Here is a 22,090-nt window from a genome sequence, read left to right as displayed (position 1 = left end):
GCGGTGAGTTCGAACCGGATTGTGACGCAACACCGTTGCGTCCGCGACAGGAGTTTGTGATTGTTCAGGGATAAGCGTCGAGAAAGCGCCTCGACGCGCCCGGCCAGGCCTTGTTCGCGCGGTTGGACCAGGGACTGACCAGAATGGGCACGAGCGCAGTACATACCGCCGGAAGGGGCGAGTTGTGGCCGGAGAGAGCTGGGGCCGGGTAGCGGAGGACGGAACGGTCTTCGTACGGACCAAGGACGGTGAACGCGCGGTCGGCCAGTGGCCGGACGCCAACCCAGAGGAGGCCCTCGCCTTCTACACCCGCCGGTACGACGCCTTGGCGTTCGAGGTGGATCTGCTCGAACAGCGGGTCCAGGCGGGCACCGTGTCGCCCGACGACGCGCGCGCCGCGGTGAAGAAGGTGACCAGCTCGATCGAGGAGGCCCAGGCGGTCGGCGATCTCGACGGCCTGCGGACCCGGCTCGAGGCGCTCACCCCACTCGTCGCCCAGCAGCGCGAACGGCGCAAGGCCGAACGGGCCGCGAAGGTCGAGGAAGCCCGCTCCGCCAAGACCAAGATCGCCACCGAGGCCGAGACCATCGCGGCCGGCACCGACTGGCGCCACGGCGTCACCCGCCTGCGCGAACTGCTGGACGAGTGGAAGGCCCTGCCGCGGCTGGACAAGTCCAGCGACGACGAGCTGTGGCACCGGTTCTCTTCCGCGCGGACGACGTACACCCGGCATCGCAAGCAGCACTTCGCCGAGCTGTCCTCCAAGCGTGAGGAGGCGGCGGTGGTGAAGGAGCGGCTCGCGGCCGAGGCGGAGACGCTCGCGGCGTCGACCGAGTGGGGTCCGACGTCGGGCCGCTTCCGCGACCTGATGCGGCAGTGGAAGGCCGCCGGCCCCGCGCCGCGCGAGGTGGACGACAAGCTGTGGGCGCGCTTCCGGGCCGCCCAGGACATGTTCTTCGGTGCCAGGGACGCCATCCAGGCCGAGGAGAACGCCGAGCAGGTCGAGAACCTCCGCGCCAAGGAGGCCCTGCTGGTGGAGATCGAGACGATCGTGCCGGTGGAGGACGCGAAGGCCGCGCGCGAGCAGCTACGCGAGTACCTCGACCGCTGGGACCAGATCGGCAAGGTCCCGCGCGACGCGATGCGCACCGTCGACTCCCGCCTGCGCGCCGTCGAGCAGGCCGTGAAGTCCGCCGAGGACGAGGTCTGGAACCGCAGCAACCCCGAGGCCCGCGCCCGCGCCGAGGCCACCGTCAAGCAACTCCAGTCCCTCATCGCCGACTTGGAGAAGCAGGCCGCCAAGCACGAATCCCAAGGCAACACCCGCAAGGCCACCGAAGCCCGAGAAGCCATAGCCGCCCGCCGAGAATGGCTGACCCAAGCCCAAAACGCCCTAACCGACTTCAGCTGACCCTGTGGATAACTCGACGCACGCCTAAGCGGTTGTCGGTCATCCTGCTGGGATGTTCCAGTACGACGAGCCGTACTACTTCGCGGGCATTCCCTTCACGGCCCGCCAGGTGCCGCGCAAACTCGCCTGGCTGCTGGGCCGCGGCCAGATTCGCCAGCTCCTGAAGGGTGTCTACATCGATGTCCGGGTGCGTGACTCATCCCAGCTTCGGAGCGACGCCCTCCGCTTGGTCGTTCCGCCGGACGCTGTCGTGTGCGGACGAGCTGCCGCATGGCTCCACGGGATCGACACCACTGCACTCGGGGCTGAGGATCTCATCCAGCCTGAGTGGACCCATCAACCGATCACCGAGGTCGTCGAGGTCGACGGCATTCGGGTGACCAGCCCGGCAGCCACCGCACTCGGGCTGGCGATGCGGCTGCCGCGACCGTTTGCCCTGTCCGCGGTGGACGCCATCCTCCGCTCGGGCAAGGCCGACCGCTTGGCCCTTCGGGCCGCCTCGGCCGCGTACGAAGGCCATCGCGGCTATCGGCAGTGCCAGACGATCCTCCGCTACGCGGACCGACGCGCCGCCTCGCCTGGAGAATCCTGGCTTCGGCTCCGACTTCTGGATGCTGGTTTCGGTACGCCCGACCTACAGGTTCGCGTGGATGGGCCCAGCCGGGTCTACCGGCTGGATCTTGGTTATCCGGGGCGGGTGGTGGATGGGCGGCGGTTGGGGTTGGAGTATGACAGCGATCAGTGGCACTCGACGCAGAAGCAGCAGTTGCGCGACGAGACTCGGCGTACTGAGCTGGATGGTCTTGGGTGGCACGTGATCTCGGTGCGGCGGACTGACTTGTGGGGCTCTTATCCGGCGCTCGAGCTCGCTGTCGGCGCCTTCCTGTGCCAGGAACCCAGACTCCCCCGCCGCTGGTAACCGACGCCGGGTGGATCGGCAGGTCAGGCCGGTGGGGACTCCCGGTCTGACCTGCCGATTCCTCTAGGACCTACCGCGCGTTGCGGAGGGTGGCTGCGGACCTCCGGTTGACGCGGCGGTGATAGAGGCACGCCAGGCCCAAGAGAGCGATGGCGCCGACTGTGGAGCGGAGGATGAGGTCGTTGTAGGTATGGGTGGGTGCTGCGGCGGTGGTGTCGTAGCCGCCGGCGAGGCCCTGGTCTGAGTAGTGGGTGCCGGGGAGTTTGTCGGAGTAGCGGGTGGAGACGAGGTCGTTGTAGGCGGCGACGGTGATCGGGGTGGGGCCGATCGACTTGGTGGCGGAGGCGTTCAGAGGTCGGATCTGGGTGCTCGTGAGGGCGTACCAGGCGCCGATCTGCGGCTCGGTGAAGACGAGCGCGCCGCGGGCTGCGGCGAACATGCGGGCTTCCGTGTCGCCGCTCGCTACGTTGACCGCCTGCCAGCTGCCGGTGGCCGGGTCGGGAGCAGTGAAGACAGTCAGCGCCTGACCACCTTTGCTGGCCGGCGTGGCGGCGTACCAGAAGGTCGCCACCGGCGCCGAGGCGTCGCGAACGAACGCGGGGTTGAGCGCGTACACCGCATGCGTGTCCTGCGAGACCGTGGCCGCGGTCTTCGCGGATCCAGCCGAGACCTTGCCGAGCAGGCCGACGGCCGTCGGCGAGTGCGCCGCGGTGGTTGCCTTTGACAACTCACTGCTGGACACCGGCTCGGGACCGGCCGCGCCGGCAGACCCGCCGACGGTCAGCACGAGGCCGAGACCGACGGCCAGTACGGCGCCGAGACGGAGCAGGATGTTCTTCGGGCGGGGCATGTCAGGCTCCGATCCGGTACAGGGAGTGGGTCCAGGTGAACTGGGAGTTGGACCGGTACCAGGTGTACGTCGAGTAGTTGTAGCGCGGGTCGTCCGGCCACGGGTTGTAGTACTCGATCGTGGAATCGGAGGAGTCGTACCCGATGATGTCCATCATGTGTCCGCCGCCCGACGACCAGCCGATGCGCGTCATCACCGGGCGCCCGGCCGCGATCTCGGCGACGAGCGTGCCGAAGCTGAGCGTGGACGAGACGTAGCTCCCGGCGCTGATCCCGATCGACCGGAACGCCCGCTGGTCGTTCGCCAGCGTGGCCTGGTTGTTCGGGCACGTCACGTTCGTGCTGTTGCCGAAGGCCAAGTTGCAGAACTGGTTCTGCGAGTACGACTTCCCGTAGAACGCGGCGATGCTGTTGCCGGTGGCGGCCCAGCACCAGTTCGACTTCTGCTGCGCCTGCCCGGTGACGTCGAGGTAGTAGCTGCCGGGCGCGGCCGAGGCCGGCGGCGCGAGCGGTACCAGCGTGGCCAGGCCGATGATCATTGCCAGAAGCAATGACCAGGTACGGCGGGGGCGGAGCCTGCGCATGGATCCTCCTTCGGTGGGTGGGGAGAGGTCCATCGTCAGGAGCACGCCCGTGCCCGGCAAGAACCGGCGGACCGGCCGGATGCCCACTGTGAACGCGAGGCGGCCGTGAACAGCGCGTGACGAAGTACTGCCGGACAGTGCTGTGAATGTTTACACTGACCGGCGGACCCAAGGAGCATCACCATGATCGAATCGTCGGTGCGGCCTGTGACTCCGGAAACGTCGTTCGCCGAGGCGCTGCGGCAGGCGATCGCGCGCCGTGGCCTGGCCCTGAACCGCATCCGCACGCATCTGGCCGACCGCGGGCTCCACGTCGGCGTCGCGACGCTCAGCACCTGGCAGAGCGGCCGCCGGATCCCGCGCGAGGACTCGCTGGCCGTCATCAGTGCGCTCGAGGAGCTCCTGCGGCTGCCACCCGGCTGGCTCACGGTCCGCATCCCGCCGGCCCGCAGCGAACCGGCCGCCACGACACCGCCGTACGCCGTCGTCGACTACGCCGTGTCCCTCACCCGGCTGCTCGATCGACTTCGTCGCGACGCTCACGGCCGGCTCCGCACCCTCTCCGTGCTCGACGAGATCCACCTCGGTGCGGACCGGAGCGCCCAGCGGAGACGAGTGACTCAGAGCGTTGTCGCCGTGGAGCCGGTGGACCGACTCATCATCGCGCACCAAGGCGAGCCCGGATGCGATGTCGACGAGCTCGCCCTGCACGCGGTGAGCGGCTGCCGGACCGGCCGGGTCGCGCGTGCTCCCGAGGCCGGCGCGATGCTGGCAGAGCTCCTGCTCGATCGCCTTCTCGCCGTCGGCGACACGGCTGTCGTGCACTACGAGATCGAGGACCGGACCGGCCTGCCGTCGGTGGACTACCAACGGTTCAGCGAGTGGGGCGGTGCGCACTACGTGCTCGAGGTGCAGTTCGACCGGGCCGCCCTGCCGGTTCGCGTGAACGAGTTCCGTCGCCGGCACACCAGCGGTCCCGATCTGCTGCGGCGCGATCTGATGCTCACCGCCGACGGCCGCGCGCACGTCGTCGAACCCTCCGCCGATCCTGGCACGGTCGGCATCGCGTGGGAGTGGGACTAGGACCGGAAACCGGCGTGGACGTGGTCGTGGTGGGTCTGGTCGGAGAAGAAGGCGGCGCCGGAGAGTTGGTACGGGCCGCCGACGTTGTAGGAGCCGAGGGACTCGGCGGCGCGCATGTACGACGTGATCAGGGAGCGTGAGGTGCCTGGGGCGACGACCGCGTGGCCGTTGATCTGCCAGGTGTCGAAGGCCCGGCCGCGGGGGTGGTCGCTGGGGCGGTTGGTGCCGAAGACGTTGATCGGATGCCCGGAGCGGATCACGCTGACGCCGATGCGGTAGTTCTTCGCGAGGTCCAGCATCGTGGTGAGCACGCTGTCGTGGACCTGCCCGGAGCGGATATCCGCCTCGGACGCAGGTGGCAGCGTGATCCGCTCACTGGCCAGCACCTTCCGAGCCACCGAGGACAACCGTGAAGACACGGCAAGGCACCAGCACGCTGGCCGACTCGCTCAGGATCCCGCCGTACTGCGCGTCGATCACGTCAACCGCGGCCCGTGGCCGGCCCAGCAACTGCATCACCGCCGCCACCGCCGCCCGCTTGACCTCCGGATGAATCTCTCCCGCACCCGGCACCCACGGGCGCACTGACGGCAACGCGACCGCGGGACGCGGAGTCGCCGAGGCCTTCGGAGGCGGAGTCGTGGCAACAGTCGGCGGTGGAGCCGAGGTCAGCGGCGCAGACGAAGCTGAGATGGTCGGAGACGGGCTCGCAGGACTGCTGCATCCGGCGAGCAACCCAGCGCCGACGATCAGCAGGCTGCGGCGATTCACGAACAGACTCGGCAGTCCGTGTAGTCGCCGAGGAATAATCCATGCTCACGGCAACGAGTGAACGCCGTAGCGGCCGGCTCCGGATCCCACATCCGCGGCAGCTCCACCGGTGCGGCCGGCGGCCGGTAGTCCCGCACCACGTCCTCGTAATCCGCCAGATACTTCTCCGCGTACGGCGGCTCGTACGACAGCATCTCCCACCGGAAGCGCGCCTTCGCCAACCCGATCACCCGCAGCAGGAACTCACGCTCCGCCTCCCAGCCCACGGACGGCCACGGCAACTCGTCCAGGTCGAAGCTCTCGTTGCCCAGCCCGATCCGCGAATTGCACAGCAGCAAGGCGAAGCCGCGCTGGAACTCGGTCTCCGCCAGCTCGCACGCCGCCAGCGCGAGCACGTCCAGGAACACGTCCGAACCACCATTGGACAGCCGCACACGCGGCCCGGCGACCGAACTGCCGAAGGCGTTGCCCACCGCCCCTACTGAGTGACGCGGTAGACGTCGAAGACGCCCTCGACGGACCGGACAGCCTTGAGGACGTGGCCGAGGTGGGTCGGGTCGCCCATCTCGAAGGTGAAGCGGGACTTGGCGATCCGGTCGCGGGTCGTGGTCAGGGCCGCCGACAGGATGTTGACGTGGTAGTCGGACAGCACGCGGGTGATGTCCGACAGCAGCCGCGCCCGGTCCAGCGCCTCGACCTGGATCGCGACCAGGAAGACGGACTGGGCGGTCGGGGCCCACTCGACCTCGACGATCCGCTCCGGCTGGGTCTGCAGGTTCTCGACGTTCGCGCAGTCGGCCCGGTGCACCGAAACGCCGGCGCCGCGGGTGATCCAGCCGATGATCTCGTCGCCCGGAACCGGCGTACAGCAGCGCGCCAGCTTGGACAGGATGTCGGTCGCACCCTTGACGATGACACCAGCATCGCCACGAGCCGTCCGCTTGCGCCGCTCCCGGGTGGCCGGCAGGTGGACGCCCTCGGCCAGGTCCTCGGCCGCGCCCTCCTCACCGCCGTACGTCTCGATCAGGCGGCGTACGACGGCCTGTGCGCTGACGTGACTCTCGCCGACCGCGGCGTACAGGCCAGTGACGTCGGGGTAGCGCAGCGAGTTCGCCACCGCGGTGAGGGTCTCGTGCGACAGCAGACGCTGCAGCGGCAGGCCCTCCTTGCGCAACTGCTTGGCGATCGCGTCCTTGCCGTGCTCGATCGCCTCGTCCCGGCGCTCCTTGGAGAACCAGTGCTTGATCTTGTTCCGCGCCCGCGGGCTCTTGACGAACGACAGCCAGTCGCGGGACGGACCCGCGCCCTGCGCCTTCGAGGTGAAGACCTCGACCACGTCGCCGTTCTCGAGCGTGCTCTCCAGCGGCACCAGGCGGCCGTTCACCCGGGCGCCGATGCAGCGGTGCCCGACCTCGGTGTGGATGGCGTACGCGAAGTCGACCGGCGACGACCCGGTCGGCAGCGACATCACGTCACCGCGCGGGGTGAAGACGTACACCTCGGAGTTGTTGATCTCGAACCGCAGCGAGTCCAGGAACTCCGACGGGTCGGAGGTCTCGCGCTGCCAGTCGACCAACTGCCGGACCCACGGCATCTCGTTGGGCCCGCCGATCTCGGTGCTGGGCGCACCGGCCGCCTCGGGCACCGCCGAGGTCGGGTCCTCCTTGTACTTCCAGTGCGCGGCGATGCCGTACTCGGCCCGCCGGTGCATCGAGAAGGACCGGATCTGCATCTCCACCGGCTTGCCCTGGGGGCCGATCACCGTCGTGTGCAGCGACTGGTACATGTTGAACTTCGGCATCGCGATGTAGTCCTTGAACCGGCCGGGCACCGGGTTCCACCGCGCATGCAGGATGCCGAGCGCGGCGTAACAGTCCCGGACCGACTCGACCAGCACGCGGATGCCGACCAGGTCGTAGATGTCGCCGAACTCGCGGCCGCGGACGATCATCTTCTGGTAGATCGAGTAGTAGTGCTTCGGCCGACCCGTCACGGTCGCCTTCACCTTGGCCGCGCGCAGGTCCTCGTGCACCTGGTCGATCACCGACGCCAGGTACTCGTCCCGCGACGGTGCCCGCTCGGCGACCAGCCGGACGATCTCGTCGTACACCTTCGGGTGCAGGGTCGAGAAGGACAGGTCCTCGAGCTCCCACTTGATCGTGTTCATACCGAGCCGGTGCGCCAGCGGGGCGTAGATCTCGAGCGTCTCGCGGGCCGTGCGCTCCTGCTTCTCCTGCCGCATGAAGCCGAGCGTGCGCATGTTGTGCAGCCGGTCGGCGAGCTTGATCACCAGCACCCGGATGTCCTTGGACATCGCGACCACCATCTTGCGGATGGTCTCGGCCTGCGCCGACTCCCCGTAACGGACCTTGTCCAGCTTGGTGACGCCGTCGACCAGCATGGCGATCTCTTCGCCGAAGTCGCGGGTCAGCTCCTCGACCGTGTACGGCGTGTCCTCGACGGTGTCGTGGAGCAGCGCGGCGCACAGGGTCGGCGCGGTCATACCGAGCTCGGCCAGGATGGTGGCAACGGCGAGCGGATGGGTGATGTACGCGTCACCGCTCTTGCGCATCTGGCCGGTGTGGTACTTCTCCGCGGTCCGGTAGGCGCGCTCGATCATGCCGAGATCGGCCTTCGGGTGGGTCGCCCGGACGACCCGGAACAGCGGCTCGAGCATGGGCGCCCGGTTCGGGTGCCTGGTGCCGCCGAGGCGGGCCAGACGGGCCCGGACGCGCGCTGGAGCGATCCGCGGCGGTTGGGCGGCAGGCGGCACCGGCGCCGGGCGCACCGGTACCGGCGCGCGCGGAGGCTCCTGCGGTGCAACGTTCGGCACCGCTGATGCAATCGCCGGGTCTTCGCCCACGTTGTGTCCCTCCGCCGACAGACCACCAGTCTAGGGGGCGCCGGCCAACGAGACAGAAATACCCTGTGGACAACACGCCGGGTCAACTCCCCGTCGCGGAGAGTTTGCCCGGAATCGGAACTGTCAGACGGTCAGGAGGGCGCGCAACTGCTCCCCCGCCAGGCGCTTGCGGCCCGGGAGGAAGGACAGCTCGAGGAGGACCGCCGTATCGACCACCTCGGCCTCGCAGCGGCGGATCAGCCGCAGGCAGGCCTCGACCGTGCCGCCGGTCGCGAGTACGTCGTCGATCACGAGCACCCGGTCACCCGGCGTGAACGCGTCCTGGTGCACCTCGATGGTCGCCTCGCCGTACTCCAGCGCGTACGACTCCTCGTACGTCGCGCCCGGCAGCTTCCCCTTCTTGCGCACCGGCACGAACCCGGCGCCGAGGGCGAGCGCGACCGGGGCGGCCAGGATGAACCCGCGCGCCTCGATCCCGACCACCTTGTCGACCACCGGGTTCCCGTCGTCGTCACGCCCGAACGCGGCCAGCGCGTCGACCACCTGGGCGAACCCGCTGTGGTCGGCCAGCAGCGGGGTGATGTCCTTGAACACCACCCCCTGCTGCGGGTAGTCCGGGATGTCGCGAATGCCGTCGGCGAGGACCTGCTCCAGCGTCCGCATCGTCACTTGCCGCGCTTCGAGCGCGGCTTGCGCGACGGCTGCGGGCGTCCGGCCGCGGTGGCCTTCATCGGCCGTGGCGCCGGCGTCGGCGCTGTACCAGCCGGGCGGTCCTGCTTGCGCGGCGTGTCCTGTACGGCGGTCCGTGCGGCGACGGCACCGGCACCGGCACCGGCAGTCGCCACGGCAGGAGCCGGCGTACCGGCGGCCGCGGTCTGAGCCCGCTTGGCCATCACCCGGCGGCGCAGCGCCTGCATGCCCGGCTCACGCTCCTTGAAGACCGCGAGCAGCGCCGGAGCGATGAAGATCGACGAGTACGCACCGACCGCGATACCGACGAACAGCGCCAGCGACAGGTCCTTCAGCGGCCCGGTCCCGAGCACGACGGTGCCGACGACCAGGATCGATCCGACCGGCAGCAGCGCCGTGATCGTCGTGTTGATCGACCGGACGACGGTCTGGTTGACGGCCAGGTTGGTGGCGTCGGAGTACGTGTACCGGTTCGACCCGGTGATGCCCCGGGTGTTCTCCCGCACCTTGTCGAACACCACGACCGTGTCGTACAGCGAGTAACCGAGGATGGTCAGTACGCCGATCACCGTGGCCGGGGTGACGTCGAAGCCGATGATCGCGTACAGCCCGACCGTGATCGTCACGTCGTGGATCAGCGCGATGATGGCGGCCATCGAGGCCTTGGGTTCTCGGAAGTACAGCCAGATCACCGCGAACACCAGGACCAGGAACACGATCAGCGCCAGGATCGCCTTGTTCGCGATCTGCTGCCCCCAGGAGGCGCCGATCTGCTGCGAGGTCACCTGGTCGATCGGTATGCCGGCCTCCTTGGCGACCGCGGCGCGGACCTTGGCGATGTCGTCCTGGCCGAGCGGCTTGGTCTGCACCCGCACCGAGCTGTCGCCGATCGTCGTGACGACCGGGTCACCGAGATCCTTGGCGTTGGTCGCCTTCACCGCGTCGGTGAAGTTCTGCACCGTGTCGCCGGTGACCTTGACCTTGGCCTGGTACTCGACACCGCCCTTGAACTCGATTCCGAGCGCCAGGCCGCGGGCGAACAGGCCGGCCAGCGACACGATCACCAGGACCGCGGAGACGCTGAACCAGAGCTTGCGATGACCGATGAAGTCGTAGGAGACGTCACCGCGGTGCAGCTTGGCACCGAGTTGTCCGAGCTTCGACATCAGACCTCCCCTCCGACCGGCTTGCGCGTCGACGGCGTCTTGCGCGGCCGCGCCGTCGGTTTCATCTGCCCGGGCAGCCTTTCCACGCCGAGATGCTCCGGATCCAGGCCGGACAGCTTGTGCCCGTGGCCGAAGAAGTCCGTCCGGGCCAGCAGGGTCACCAGCGGCTTGGTGAACATGAAGACGATCAGCAGGTCGATCAGCGTGGTCAGGCCGAGCGTGAACGCGAACCCCTTCACGCTGCCGATGGCGAGGACGTAGAGGACGACCGCGGCCAGCAGCGAGATCGAGTCGGCCGCGATGATGGTGTGCTTCGCCCGGGCCCAGCCTGTCTCGACCGACGAGCGCAGGCTGCGACCCTCGCGCACTTCGTCGCGGAGACGTTCGAAGTAGATGATGAACGAGTCCGCGGTGATACCGACAGCGACGATCAGCCCCGCGATACCGGCCAGGCTCAGGGTGAACCCGATCGCCTTGCCGAGCAGGATCACGGTGGCGCCGGTCAGGATGCCGGCGATCGCGAGCGACGCCACCACCACGATGCCCAGACCGCGGTAGTACAGGAACGAGAAGATCACGACCAGCGCCAGACCGATCAGACCGGCCCAGATACCGGCGGACAGTTGGTCACCACCGAGCTGCGGCGACACCGTCTCGACCGAGGAGATGTCGAACGACACCGGCAGCGCGCCGTACTTCAGCACGTTCGCCAGGTCGCGGGCCTCGGCCTCGGTGAACGTGCCGGTGATCTGTGCCTGACCGCCGGGGATCGGCTGCGCGACGCTCGGGGCCGAGATGGTCACGCCGTCCAGGACGATCGCGAACTGGTTCTGGCCCTCGCCGCGCTGCGAGATGGCCGTCGTCGCGTCGAGGAACTTGTCGCCGCCCTCGCCGGTGAACTTCAGGTTGACCTGCCACTGGAAGCCGCCTTGCGGGATGCCCGCGGTGGCGTCGGCCAGGTCGGTGCCCTTCATGATCGCGGGACCGAGCAGGTACTTGGTCGTCCGCTGGCGGTCGCAGGAGAACAACGGCTTGTTCGGGTCGTCGGTCTGCGCCGCGATGTCCTTGTCGGTGCACTGGAACGCCGCGAACGCCGCCTGGGTAGCCGCGTCGGGGGTGTACTTCAGCGGGTCACCGTTGGCAGCCGGCGTGGTCGGCGTCGCGGCCGGAGTGCTCGGCTTGGCGGTCGCCGGGGTGCTCGGCTTCGGGGTCGGCGTCGGCGTGGCGTTGCCGAGGGCGCTGCTCCAGGCCCGCCCGTTCGGCGTGTTCGCCGGCGTACTGGGCTTGACCGTGGTGCTCGGCTTCGGCGTCGTGGTCGGCTTCGTACTCGGCTTCGGCGTACCCGTGGGGGTCGGCGCCGGCGCCGGAGCCGGCGCGCCCGCCTGGGCGTCGTACACCATCCGGAAGTAGAGCAGCGCGGTCTGACCGATCTGCTTCACCAGGGCGTCCTGCGTGGCACCCGGGACGGCCACGTTGATGTGGTTCGCCCCGGAGGTGGTGATGTCGGCTTCCGCGACACCCGCACCGTTGACCCGCTGGGAGATGATGTTCTTCGCCTCGTTCAGCTGGTCGGCGGTCACCGAACCACCACCGGCGAGGGAATTGGCCGTCAGCGTGATGGTGGTGCCACCGCGCAGGTCCAAACCGAGCTTGGGCTTCCAGGTCTTGGTGAGCCCCATGATCCCGAACAGCAGGACCACAATGACCCCCAGGACGATCAGTAGCCGCCCGGGGCGGGATGTCGTCGTCGTTGCCACGTCAGTTTCAACCTTTGTGCTTCTGGGCGCGCCACACCATCTTGTGGACGCTGATGACCGCGCCGCACTCCGTCAGGGGCGGTGGATCAGTTCTCGGTGTGCGTCGGCGGGAGCTTCGGCGCGTCCTGCACCTTGTCCGCGGCCTTGTCCTTGCCGGCGTCCGGTACGTCGACGGAGTCCTTCTCGGCCTCGTCGGCGAGGTCCTGACCGGCCGGCTCCTCGATCGTCGCGGCGGGGTCCTCCTCCGGGACCACCCGGCCGACCGCGGCCTTGACCACCTGCACCAGCACGCCCTCGGAGATCTCCAGCGTCACGTACTCGTCGTCGGTCTCCTCGACGATCCCGACCAGGCCGCTGGTCGTGATCACCTTCGTGCCCGGGGTGAGCGCGGCCACCGTCTCGGCCTGGCGCTGGCGCTGCTTGCGCTGGGTGCGGCTCATGAACCAGATCATTCCGACGATCAGGATCAGCGGAAGCAGGAAGGTGAAGGCGGAGCCACCGCCCCCGGAGGAGGCGAGCGGTACGGCGATGAGTTGCATCGGGACTCAGAATCCTTCGTCGTTGGGAGTACGGGCGTCCGGCACGCTCTGCAAGCGCGCAGGTCGCAGCGGAATGACCTTAGGTCAGGCCACCGGGGAGTCTAGCCGTGGGCGGCAACAAGTACCTCATGACACCGGGTCACGTTTGCGTTACTCGACTCGGCCGGAGGACCGATCAACACACAGTATTCAGTCTTCGTCGAAAAGCGTGTCCGCGAACGTCGCGCCCTTCGGGACTTTCAGGCCGATGTGCCGCCAGGCCGCGGGCGTGGCGACGCGACCACGCGGCGTACGGGCCAGATAGCCCGACCGGACCAGGAACGGTTCGGCCACTTCCTCCACAGTCTCACGTTCTTCGCCGACCGCAACAGCCAGCGTGGAAAGTCCCACCGGTCCGCCGCCGAATCGGCGGCACAGGGCGTCCAGGACCGACCGGTCCAGCCGGTCCAGGCCCATCTTGTCCACTTCGTACAGCTCGAGGGCTGCTTTCGACAGCGCGAGCGTGATGATCCCGTCCGCTCGGACCTCTGCGTAGTCGCGCACCCGGCGGAGCAGCCGGTTCGCGATTCGCGGCGTACCGCGGGACCTGGAAGCGATCTCGGCCGCGCCCTCCGGCGTGATGTCCACGTCGAGCAGCGTGGCGGAGCGATTCACGATCTTCTCCAGCTCGGCCGCCTCGTAGAACTCCAAGTGACCGGTGAACCCGAACCGGTCACGCAGCGGCCCCGGCAGCAGCCCGGCCCGCGTGGTCGCGCCGACCAGGGTGAACGGCGGAATCTCCAGCGGAATCGCGGTCGCGCCCGGTCCCTTGCCGACGATCACGTCGACGCGGAAGTCCTCCATCGCCATGTAGAGCAGTTCCTCGGCAGGGCGGGACATCCGGTGGATCTCATCCAGGAACAGGACTTCGCCCTCGCTCAGCCCGGACAGGATCGCGGCCAGGTCACCGGCATGCTGGATCGCCGGCCCGCTCGTGATCCGCAGCGGCGCGGACAGCTCGCTGGCGATGATCATCGCCAGCGTTGTCTTGCCCAACCCGGGCGGTCCGGACAACAGGACGTGATCCGGCGCCCGGTTGCGCCCTCGCGCCGCGTGCAGCACCAGTTCGAGTTGCTCACTGACCCGGCGCTGGCCGCCGAACTCTGCCAGCGTGCGCGGCCGCAGCGCGGACTCGATCTTGCGTTCCTCGAGGTCCACCGCGTCCGCGGACACCAGCGGCCGGACGTTGTCCTCCATCGGTTAAGCCTTCGACAGCACGCGCAGTGCGGCGCGGAGCAGGTCGGGGACGGACGGATTTGGGTTGTCAGCGGCCAGCGGCGACACCGCGGTGACGGCGTCCTCGGCATCACGGGTCGACCAGCCCAGGCCCACCAGACCGGCATGCACCTGGTCCCGCCAAGCTTCCTGAGGCTGCAGCGGGCGGCCGGTCACCGTCTTCGACGGCGCACCGATCTTGTCCTTCAGCTCCAGCACGATCCGCTGCGCACCCTTCTTGCCGATCCCCGGAACCTTCACCAGTACGGCGAGATCCTCGGAGGCGACGGCCTGGCGCAACTGGTCCGGGCTGAGCACCGCGAGTGCGGCCTGCGCCAGCTTCGGCCCGACACCCGACGCCGTCTGCAGCAACTCGAACAGGCTCTTCTCGTCGTCGTCGGCAAACCCGTACAGCGTCAGGGAGTCCTCGCGCACCACCATCGAGGTGGACACCCGCGCCTCCTGCCCCGGACGCAACCCCGCCAGCGTGCCGGGGTGACAGAACACCTGCAGGCCCACTCCCCCGACCTCGATCACGGCACTGTCCACCCCGATTGCCGCCACCGGGCCGCGCACGAACGCGATCATCCCCGACCTCCTTGCACGACCGTGCTCATCTCTTGCTCTCCTGCGCCGCTACCGCCGCACGCAGTCTGGCCACCTGCAGACGCGACTGCGCCTGCGCCATGGCTTCCAGATTCGACCGGCTGGCGGCCGCTTCCTGCAGCTTGCTGGTCACACCGCCACGCCACACCTGACAGATCGCGAGCGCCAACGCGTCGGCGGCATCGGCGGGCGTCGGACGCTCGGCCAGCTTGAGGATCCGCGTGACCATCGTGGTCACCTGCTCCTTGCCGGCCCGCCCCGAACCCGTCACCGCCGCCTTCACCTCACTCGGAGTGTGCAGCGAGACCGGTAGACCACGCCGAGCGGCCACCACCATGGCCACCCCTGAGGCCTGCGCCGTACCCATTACTGTGCGGACATTGTGCTGCGCGAACACCCGCTCGACCGCGACAGCATCCGGCCGGTGCTCGGTGATCCACTGGTCCAGCTCGGCCTCGATCTGCACCAGCCGCCGGGACACGTCCAGCTCGGCCGGTGTCCGGATCACACCGACGGCGACCAGCGCCGGCGGCTTGCCCGGGGTGCCCTCGACGACGCCGAGGCCGCACCGGGTCAATCCCGGGTCGACGCCGAGCACTCGCATGGATCACCTCCGAACGTTTGTTCGACAACCCTAACGGCCGCCCGCGAGGCCCCGGAAATCGACGCGCCGCCCCGCCTCAGAAGAAGTCGAGCATGTACGCCGTGGGCCCGCCGAAGGCCGTGTCGACCGCGGGATCGGCAGTGCTTTGGCCCGTGGCCAATCCCGCCGATCGCAGGGCGTTGAGCGGCGTACCGGCGTACAGAGCGGCCAGTCCGCGGGGGCCGAGGCGCAGTGCGTCACCAGACGGCTGTGCGGACGTGAGACTGCCGGCGCCGTCGGCGACGGACAGGTGCCAGTCGCCTGTGTTCGCCGGCATGTCGGGGTCGTCGATCCGCAGGTCAACCTCCAGTACGGCGCCCGGCGCGAACCCGCGCGCCGCGATCGCGGCCGGGGCGTCGAGCAGCCTGAGCATCCAGCGCGAGACGTTCGCGGTGGAGTCCGCCTCGTGCTCGGCCATCAGGTTGATCGGATCGGTCGGCGGGGTGTACGCGTGCACAGTCCTCGCGATCGACGCACCCGATCCGACCGTCGTCCACAACGCCCGCGTGGTCTCCTCGGACCCGGCGATCAGTTCGTCGACGGACAGGTTCTGCTCGGACCAGTTGTAGACGACGAAACCGTCGTCGGCGACGTACGCGAAGTTTGACTCGTCCTCCAGCCAGGACTCCACCTGGCGGAGCGGCCAGATCAGCGGACCGTTGGACCGGCGGCTCTCATGCACCTTGCTCGCCAGGTCGATGACCAACTGAGCATCTTCCCGGCCGGCCTTCCGCAGCGTCACGCCTTTGCCGCCCAGTGACCGCAGGTCGGACGACTGGAAGGAGAACTTGTAGCGGCCGCCGGCGAACTCGTACCCCAGATGCCGATAGAGCACTGTCGTCGCCGGATAGAGCCCGGACAGCGGACAGCCCAGCTCGGCACTGCGCTGCAGCACCCCGCGCATCAGCATGCTGCCGACTCCGCGGCCGCGGTACTCCGGCGACACCACGACGCCCGCGATGCCGGCCATCGAGACCCGTCGACCACCCCACCACTGCTGGAAGGGCCAGATCCGGGCCGCGGCGACAACCACGTCCCCGTCGGCCACTCCGACGTACCGCCCGTCCTCGATGAACCGCAGCGCATCCTTGCGCCACTCGTCCTTGTCCCCACCCGGTCCGAACGACCTCAGCCGGACCTCCCACACCGAGTCCAGATCAGCCTCGGAAACATCCACCACCCGCAGCGCATCCATCACGCCGCCGACCCTACGTGAGCCCTCGGCGGGCCGCTCGTCATTACTTCCGGTCCGTCACCCACAGATGGATGGTGCCCTCGACAACGACGGTGCCGTCGCGCCGCGTCGCCTGGACCCGCACCGGCACATCCGGGCCCGCCGTCCAGGCACCCGGATCCGTCTCGGCGGAGCAGGTCAGATCGGAGGTGGACTTGGCCAGATACGCGACCTCCATGCCCTTCGGCAGCCAGCGTTTCCCGGCCGGAACGGTCGCCTCGGCCAACGCCCCCATCGCCGCCTCGAGACCGTTGCACACGGCAATCGCATGCACCGTGCCGATGTGGTTCTGCACCGCCCGCCGCTTGGGCAGCACGAGCGCCGCGTAGTTGGGACTCACCTGAACGAACCGCGGCCGAATCGACCGGAAGTACGGCGCCTGCCACGTGAACGCCCGCGAGAACACCCGCTCCCCAGCAGGCAGCACCCGCAACCGCTCCCACATCCTCAACACCCGACTCGCCATCCCGATATGTTACCCACGAGTCACGAGCTGTACCTAAGGACGGGTAGTAGTAGGCGGCCAGTCGGCGCCGCCCGCTCAGCGGACCAAGCCGCAGCTCGGACTGCCGGACTACTACCCGTCCTTAGGTACGGCGCATCTGACGCCTGGGCGGAGGTATTTAGACGATTCAATCCAGGGTGGATAGAGTGGCCGTGACGAGGATCTACGGCCGCGACCGGGGGACGATGGCAACGCCCAGCATCAAAGAGGTCGCGCATCGCGCGGGTGTGTCGGTCGGGACGGTCAGCAACGTACTGAATCGGCCGTGGATCGTCGCTCCCGCGACCAGGCAGCGCGTGCAGGACAGCATCAGCGCGCTGGGGTTCGTGCGCAACGAGGCCGCCCGCCACCTGCGCGCCGGCAAGAGCCGGACAGTGGGCCTGGTCGTGCTCGACGTGGCGAACCCGTTCTTCACCGACCTCGCCGAGGGTGCCGAAGCGCTCGCCTACGAGCACGACACCGTGGTGATGCTCTGCAACAGCAAGACCGATCCGGTCCGCGAAGGTCACCACCTCGACCAGCTCGAGCAGCAGCGTGTGATGGGCATCCTGATCACCCCGTTCGACAGCAACGATCCACGGCTGACGGCGTTGGTCTCGCGCGGTACGCCGGTCGTCCTCGTGGACCGTGCCGCGGATCGCGGGTTCTGCTCGGTGTCGGTCGACGACCAGCTCGGCGGACGGCTCGCCGGGAATCACCTGATCGAGTCCGGGCATCGCCGGATCGCCTTCATCGGTGGGCCTTTCACCATGCAGCAGGTGTCCGACCGGATGGCCGGATTCGCGGCGACGGTCGAGCGGGCCGAGGGCGTCGAGTTGCAGCGGTACGAGGTCGACGTGATGGGCGTCGTGGAGGGCCGCGCGATCGGCGAGAAGATCGCGGCTCTGCCACCGCGGTCCCGTCCGACGGCCGCCTTCCTGGCCAACGATCTGCTCGCGCTCGGCTTCCTGCAGGCGATGTCGGTCGCCGGTCTGCAGGTTCCCCGCGACATGGCGATCGTCGGGTACGACGACATCGACTTCGCCCGGGCGGCCGCGGTACCGCTGTCGTCGGTGCGGCAACCGGCGGAGATGCTGGGGCGGTCCGCGATGGAGTTGCTGCAGGAAGAGGTCGAGGCGGCCGAGCAGCACCGGCATCGGCAGGTGATCTTCCAGCCCGACCTGATCGTCCGCGAATCCAGCGACCACACCCGGCACCGCAGATGAGCGACCAGGTGCTGTACGAGAACCCGCTCGCGTCGGCGGCCGATCTCGACGGCTTCCGGCTCGAGGGCGATGGCGCCGCCTCGTTCCCGCTCGGCCGGCTGCGGCTGGAGAGCACGCGACCACCCGAGGACGGACAGGACGCCAACGTCGTGCTGTGGTGTCCCGAGGACTTCCCGCCGGACATCACCGTGGAGTGGGACTTCTGGCCGGTCCGCGAGCCCGGCCTCTGCATCCTGTTCTTCCACGCGAAGGGGCGCCAGGGCGAGGATCTCTTCGACCTCGCCCCGAGGACCGGCCCGTACGAGCAGTACCACCACGGCGACCTGGACACGTATCACGTCTCGTACTTCCGGCGCCGCTGGCCGGCCGAGCGCGCGTTCCACACCTGCAACCTGCGCAAGAGCTACGGCTTCCACCTCGTCGCGCAGGGCGCCGACCCGATCCCCGGCGTCCTGGACGCCCAAGGTCCTTACAAACTGAGGCTTTCCGTCCATCGCGGCGAGATCACCTTCGCGATCAACGACCTGATCAGCTTCCAGTGGTACGACGACCAGCCGCTGGCCGGCGGCCGGCTCGGCTTCCGCCAGATGGCGCCGCTCATCGGCGAGTACGCGAACCTGCGGATCTCCCGCTCCTGACCGCGACTTCAAGCAGTCGGCACTCCCCTGCCTGACCGTTCTCTGACAAACGCTTTCCCAGCCGTTGACAGTTGAGACGATTCAACCATATGGTCACATCACTTTTCCCCCGAATCACCCTCGTCACTAGGCAGGGATCCGCATGAATCACCCACGTGACAAGGCCTTCCGCCGGCCTGATGGCGGCCCATGATGAGCGCGACCGGTTGGTCGATCCGGCTGTACGAGGTCGCTGACGAGGTCGTCTGGGCGATCAAGTTGAACGCGCTGTGGATCGCCTTCACCCTGCTCGGCGGTGTCGCGCTGGGTATCGGCCCGGCGACGCTCGCAGCATATTCACTGGCCAGACGCAGGTCGTCCGGTGAATCGTTTCATGCACTGCCTGCCTTCCGTACGGCGTTCCGTCGCGAGTTCCGCCGCGGCTGCCTCGTCGTACTCCCGCTGGTCGCGGCCGCGGTGCTGCTGATCGGCAACTACCTGTACTTCGCGTCGCTCGGGACCACGGCGTCGCTCCCCCGGCTGGCCAGCCTCGTAGCCCTGGTCGCGCTCGGTGTGATCGCCGCCTACCTGCTCCCGATGGCCGTGCACTACGACCTCAAGGTCCGCGAGTTGTTGCCCAAGGCATCGTTGGTCGCGCTCGCGCGACCGGCCTCGTCCCTGGTCCTGCTGTTCGTCGCGGTGTCCATCGCCTACGTCTCCAGCCGGTTCCCCGTTCTCGGGATCGTGCTGGCCGGCGGCGGCTGGATCCAGCTCAACACCTGGCTCTGCCTGCGCTTCTTCGCCGAGAACGAGGCGCGCCTGCACCTGAAAGGGAACTCATGACCATCTTCTCCCGACGGCGTCTCGCCGCGGCCATGACAACAGCACTGACAACGGCCCTGCTCGCCTCGGCCTGTTCCGGCGGTGGCGACGACAAGACAAGCCAGGCGGCCAGTGACGAGTTGACGGTGATGGCGCCGCTGTTCGGCACCGCACCCGACCCCAGCGGCGAGCTGCAGCAGGCGGTCGAGAAGCAGATCGGCAAGAAGCTCAAGATCACCTGGGTGCCGAACGCCGAGTACGGCGACAAGTCCAACGTCACGCTGGCCTCGGACAAGATCCCGGACGTGATGGTCGCGAACGAGAAGAGCCCGTCGTTCGTCAAGGCGGCCGAGGCGGGCGCGTTCTGGGACCTGACCGGGAAGCTGGACAAGTACCCGAACCTCAAGCCGGTCGACGAGCAGACCGCCAAGAACTCGATGACCAACGGCAAGACGTACGGCATCTACCGGATCCGGCCGCTGCTGCGTTCGGGCATCGTGATCCGCAAGGACTGGATGGCCAAGCTCGGCCTCAAGGACCCGGAGACCGTCGACGATCTGTACGCGATCGCGAAGGCGTTCACCGAGCGGGACCCGGACGGCAACGGCAAGAAGGACACCTACGGCCTGATCATCCCGAAGTGGCCCGGCAACTACGCCAGCGCCAGCCCGTACGACGTGGTCGAGACGTGGTTCGGCGCACCGAACGGCTGGGGTGAGCGCGACGGCAAACTCGTGCCGGGCTTCGACACCCCGGAGTTCCTGGCCGCCAACCGCTGGCTGCGCAAGTGGGTCACCGAGGGCCTGGTCAACCCGGACTTCGCCACCTTGGACAGCGCGAACTGGAACGACCCGTTCGTGCAGGGCAAGGGCGGCATGATCATCGACGTCAACGTCCGGGCCACCCAGCTTCTCGACCTGTTCAAGGAGAAGAACCCGAAGGACTTCGACAAGGTCACGCTGATCGGCAACCTGAAGCGCTCCGACGGGCAGAAGTTCTCCTACCCGTTCACCGGCTACAACATGGTGATCGCGATCTCGAAGCAGCACATCCGGACCGAGGAACAACTCGACCAGGTGCTGCAGACGCTGGACAAGCTCGAGTCCAAGGAGGGCTCGATCCTGCTCGCCAACGGCATCGAGGGCCGCAACTTCAAGGCCGACGGAAAGTACGCCGTACCGATCAACCAGGACGACCCGAAGGTCAAGGCGATCCAGAACGACGTCGACAAGGCCTTCATCCAGCTCGGGACCCGGGCCGCCGTCGGTGTCAGCGCCTACCAGCCGCTGCCGAGCGACGCGGCCAGCCGGGAGATGCGGGAGCGCTTCGACATCCTGATGAACGAGGACCTGAAGACCGCGGTGTTCAACCCGGCCCTGAGCGTGATCGCGCCGACCGCCGTGTCCAAGGGCCAGACGCTGGACACGATCGTCCCGGACGCCCGGATCAAGTACCTGTCCGGTGCGATCACCGAGGACCAGCTGAAGGCGCAGATCAAGCGCTGGTACGACAGCGGCGGCACGCAGATCGCCAAGGAGGTCAACGACCTCGCCGCCAAGGCCGGCGGCTGACAGATGGCCACCGATCTGGTCCCGAGCCAGGTGGTGCGGCCGTCGGCGGAGGCCACCCCGGAGGCGCCGCGCCGCAAGCGGCGCCGGCCGGTACCGCTGTGGCGGGACCTGCTGCGCTACCGCTGGCTCTACCTGTTGCTGCTGCCCGGTCTGGTGTACTTCGTCGTCTTCAAGTACCTGCCGATGTACGGCCTGACCATCGCGTTCAAGGACTACGTGCCGTTCCTCGGGTACTCCGGCAGTGAGTGGGTCGGCCTCAAGCACTTCCAGGAGTTGTTCACCGGACCGGACTTCGGCCGGTTGATGTTCAACACTCTGCTGCTCGCATTGTTGACAATAGTCTTCGTCTTCCCGGCGCCGATCGTTGTCGCGCTGATGCTGAACGAGTTGCGGATCCGCGTGCTGAAGCGATCCGTGCAGTCGCTGATCTACATTCCGCACTTCCTGTCCTGGACGATCGTCGCGTCGCTGACCTACCTGCTGTTCTCGGTGGACTTCGGCGTGATCGCGAACTGGATCCACGGCCTCATCGGCGGTCAGAAGACCGACTACGTCGCACAGGCCGACTGGTTCCGGCCGCTGATCGTGCTGCAACTGCTGTGGAAGCAGACCGGCTGGGGCACGATCATCTACCTGGCCGCGCTGGCCGGAGTCGACTCGCAGCTGTACGAGGCGGCAAGGGTGGACGGTGCCGGGCGCTGGCGGCAGTTCTGGCACATCACGCTGCCGGCGATCCGGCCGACGATCGTGGTGATGGCGATCCTGACGTCCGGTCACCTGATGGACTCCGGGTTCGAGCAGATCTGGCTGATGACCACGTCGCTGAACCGCGATGTCGCCGACGTCTTCGACACGTTCGTGTACTACATCGGCATCACCCAGGGTTCGTTCAGCTACGCGACCGCCGTCGGCCTGTTCAAGGGCGTGGTCGGGGTCGTCCTGATCTTCGGCTCCAACCTGCTGGCCAAGCGGCTGGGCCAGCGCGGGCTGTTCTGAGGAGA

General features: G+C 68.2%; 23 protein-coding genes. 9 read left to right on the top strand and 14 right to left on the bottom strand.

All coding sequences use genetic code 11. The annotated features are described in order from the left end of the window. Nucleotides 1–184: 184 nt before the first annotated feature. Together ACGFH6_RS09550 and ACGFH6_RS09545 are read left to right on the top strand one after the other, a co-directional pair. On the top strand, nt 185–1,411 hold the full coding sequence (locus tag ACGFH6_RS09550) for a DUF349 domain-containing protein (protein WP_393382039.1): 1,227 nt from the start codon (nt 185–187) through the stop codon (nt 1,409–1,411). 52 nt (nt 1,412–1,463) lie between these two features. Then, nucleotides 1,464–2,330: a hypothetical protein gene (locus ACGFH6_RS09545; protein WP_393382037.1), complete on the top strand. Its 867-nt coding sequence runs from the start codon at nt 1,464–1,466 to the stop codon at nt 2,328–2,330. 70 nt (nt 2,331–2,400) lie between these two features. On the opposite strand, the gene ACGFH6_RS09540 is transcribed toward ACGFH6_RS09545, so the two are convergent. Continuing rightward, complete coding sequence (locus tag ACGFH6_RS09540; protein WP_393382035.1) at nt 2,401–3,180, bottom strand: hypothetical protein; 780 nt, start codon at nt 3,178–3,180, stop codon at nt 2,401–2,403. Between the two features lies 1 nt (nt 3,181). Then, on the bottom strand, nt 3,182–3,763 hold the full coding sequence (locus ACGFH6_RS09535) for a papain-like cysteine protease family protein (RefSeq protein ID WP_393382033.1): 582 nt from the start codon (nt 3,761–3,763) through the stop codon (nt 3,182–3,184). 183 nt (nt 3,764–3,946) lie between these two features. Between ACGFH6_RS09535 and ACGFH6_RS09530 the strand changes: the two genes are divergently transcribed. Beyond that, on the top strand, nt 3,947–4,846 hold the full coding sequence (locus tag ACGFH6_RS09530) for a hypothetical protein (protein ID WP_393382032.1): 900 nt from the start codon (nt 3,947–3,949) through the stop codon (nt 4,844–4,846). Here ACGFH6_RS09530 and ACGFH6_RS09525 read toward each other — a convergent pair. Next, a complete protein-coding gene (locus ACGFH6_RS09525) occupies nt 4,843–5,244 on the bottom strand; it encodes a hypothetical protein (protein WP_393382030.1) in 402 nt (133 codons plus the stop codon). The genes ACGFH6_RS09530 and ACGFH6_RS09525 overlap by 4 nt on opposite strands. An 11-nt stretch (nt 5,245–5,255) precedes the next feature. On the opposite strand from ACGFH6_RS09525, the gene ACGFH6_RS09520 reads away from it, so the two are divergent. Beyond that, nucleotides 5,256–5,399, top strand: a complete 144-nt coding sequence (locus tag ACGFH6_RS09520) for a hypothetical protein (protein WP_393382028.1) — start codon at nt 5,256–5,258, stop codon at nt 5,397–5,399. Nucleotides 5,400–5,613: 214 nt separating this feature from the next. Here the strand turns inward: ACGFH6_RS09520 and ACGFH6_RS09515 are convergent, their stop codons facing one another. The 11 genes from ACGFH6_RS09515 to ACGFH6_RS09465 form a co-directional block, all read right to left on the bottom strand. Further along, on the bottom strand, nt 5,614–6,090 hold the full coding sequence (locus ACGFH6_RS09515; RefSeq protein WP_393382026.1) for a hypothetical protein: 477 nt from the start codon (nt 6,088–6,090) through the stop codon (nt 5,614–5,616). Nucleotides 6,091–6,095: 5 nt separating this feature from the next. Further along, nucleotides 6,096–8,294 carry a RelA/SpoT family protein gene (locus tag ACGFH6_RS09510; protein ID WP_393382025.1) on the bottom strand — a complete coding sequence of 733 codons (2,199 nt, stop codon included), beginning with the start codon at nt 8,292–8,294 and terminating at the stop codon, nt 6,096–6,098. Nucleotides 8,295–8,603: 309 nt separating this feature from the next. Beyond that, the gene (locus ACGFH6_RS09505; RefSeq protein ID WP_393383018.1) at nt 8,604–9,143 is read right to left on the bottom strand and encodes an adenine phosphoribosyltransferase; all 540 of its coding nucleotides are present in this window, start codon (nt 9,141–9,143) and stop codon (nt 8,604–8,606) included. A 2-nt stretch (nt 9,144–9,145) separates the two neighbouring features. Then, nucleotides 9,146–10,336, bottom strand: a complete 1,191-nt coding sequence (secF, locus tag ACGFH6_RS09500) for a protein translocase subunit SecF (RefSeq protein WP_393382023.1) — start codon at nt 10,334–10,336, stop codon at nt 9,146–9,148. After that, nucleotides 10,336–12,093: a protein translocase subunit SecD gene (gene secD, locus ACGFH6_RS09495; RefSeq protein WP_393382021.1), complete on the bottom strand. Its 1,758-nt coding sequence runs from the start codon at nt 12,091–12,093 to the stop codon at nt 10,336–10,338. The genes secF and secD overlap by 1 nt, the downstream gene beginning before the upstream one ends. An 86-nt stretch (nt 12,094–12,179) precedes the next feature. Then, the gene (gene yajC, locus ACGFH6_RS09490) at nt 12,180–12,632 is read right to left on the bottom strand and encodes a preprotein translocase subunit YajC (protein WP_393382020.1); all 453 of its coding nucleotides are present in this window, start codon (nt 12,630–12,632) and stop codon (nt 12,180–12,182) included. Nucleotides 12,633–12,821: 189 nt separating this feature from the next. Further along, a complete protein-coding gene (ruvB, locus tag ACGFH6_RS09485; RefSeq protein ID WP_393382019.1) occupies nt 12,822–13,868 on the bottom strand; it encodes a Holliday junction branch migration DNA helicase RuvB in 1,047 nt (348 codons plus the stop codon). Between the two features lie 3 nt (nt 13,869–13,871). After that, complete coding sequence (ruvA, locus tag ACGFH6_RS09480; protein WP_393382017.1) at nt 13,872–14,474, bottom strand: Holliday junction branch migration protein RuvA; 603 nt, start codon at nt 14,472–14,474, stop codon at nt 13,872–13,874. A gap of 25 nt (nt 14,475–14,499) precedes the next feature. Continuing rightward, nucleotides 14,500–15,096, bottom strand: coding sequence for a crossover junction endodeoxyribonuclease RuvC (gene ruvC / locus ACGFH6_RS09475; RefSeq protein ID WP_393382016.1), 597 nt, complete (start codon nt 15,094–15,096; stop codon nt 14,500–14,502). Between the two features lie 76 nt (nt 15,097–15,172). Further along, complete coding sequence (gene eis / locus ACGFH6_RS09470) at nt 15,173–16,330, bottom strand: enhanced intracellular survival protein Eis (protein WP_393383017.1); 1,158 nt, start codon at nt 16,328–16,330, stop codon at nt 15,173–15,175. Nucleotides 16,331–16,373: 43 nt separating this feature from the next. Beyond that, nucleotides 16,374–16,835: a hotdog fold domain-containing protein gene (locus tag ACGFH6_RS09465; protein WP_393382015.1), complete on the bottom strand. Its 462-nt coding sequence runs from the start codon at nt 16,833–16,835 to the stop codon at nt 16,374–16,376. 185 nt (nt 16,836–17,020) lie between these two features. Here ACGFH6_RS09465 and ACGFH6_RS09460 point away from each other — a divergent pair, with 185 nt between their 5' ends. The 5 genes from ACGFH6_RS09460 to ACGFH6_RS09440 all read left to right on the top strand — a co-directional run bounded on the left by ACGFH6_RS09460 (nt 17,021) and on the right by ACGFH6_RS09440 (nt 22,085). Then, nucleotides 17,021–18,079: a LacI family DNA-binding transcriptional regulator gene (locus ACGFH6_RS09460; RefSeq protein ID WP_393382014.1), complete on the top strand. Its 1,059-nt coding sequence runs from the start codon at nt 17,021–17,023 to the stop codon at nt 18,077–18,079. Continuing rightward, nucleotides 18,076–18,717 (top strand): DUF1961 family protein, encoded by a 642-nt coding sequence (locus ACGFH6_RS09455; protein WP_393382013.1) that lies wholly within the window; start codon nt 18,076–18,078, stop codon nt 18,715–18,717. The genes ACGFH6_RS09460 and ACGFH6_RS09455 overlap by 4 nt, the downstream gene beginning before the upstream one ends. A 192-nt stretch (nt 18,718–18,909) precedes the next feature. Further along, a complete protein-coding gene (locus tag ACGFH6_RS09450; RefSeq protein WP_393382011.1) occupies nt 18,910–19,539 on the top strand; it encodes a YesL family protein in 630 nt (209 codons plus the stop codon). Then, on the top strand, nt 19,536–21,089 hold the full coding sequence (locus tag ACGFH6_RS09445) for an extracellular solute-binding protein (RefSeq protein ID WP_393382009.1): 1,554 nt from the start codon (nt 19,536–19,538) through the stop codon (nt 21,087–21,089). The genes ACGFH6_RS09450 and ACGFH6_RS09445 overlap by 4 nt, the downstream gene beginning before the upstream one ends. Before the next feature lie 3 nt (nt 21,090–21,092). After that, nucleotides 21,093–22,085 carry an ABC transporter permease gene (locus ACGFH6_RS09440; protein ID WP_393382008.1) on the top strand — a complete coding sequence of 331 codons (993 nt, stop codon included), beginning with the start codon at nt 21,093–21,095 and terminating at the stop codon, nt 22,083–22,085. Nucleotides 22,086–22,090: the final 5 nt, after the last annotated feature.

It is taken from the genome of Kribbella sp. NPDC049227, from assembly GCF_043197265.1.
In the GTDB taxonomy this organism is placed as follows: Bacteria; Actinomycetota; Actinomycetes; order Propionibacteriales; family Kribbellaceae; genus Kribbella.
Note: the sequence above shows the minus strand (reverse complement) of the source record. Positions and strands in the feature narration are given on the sequence as shown.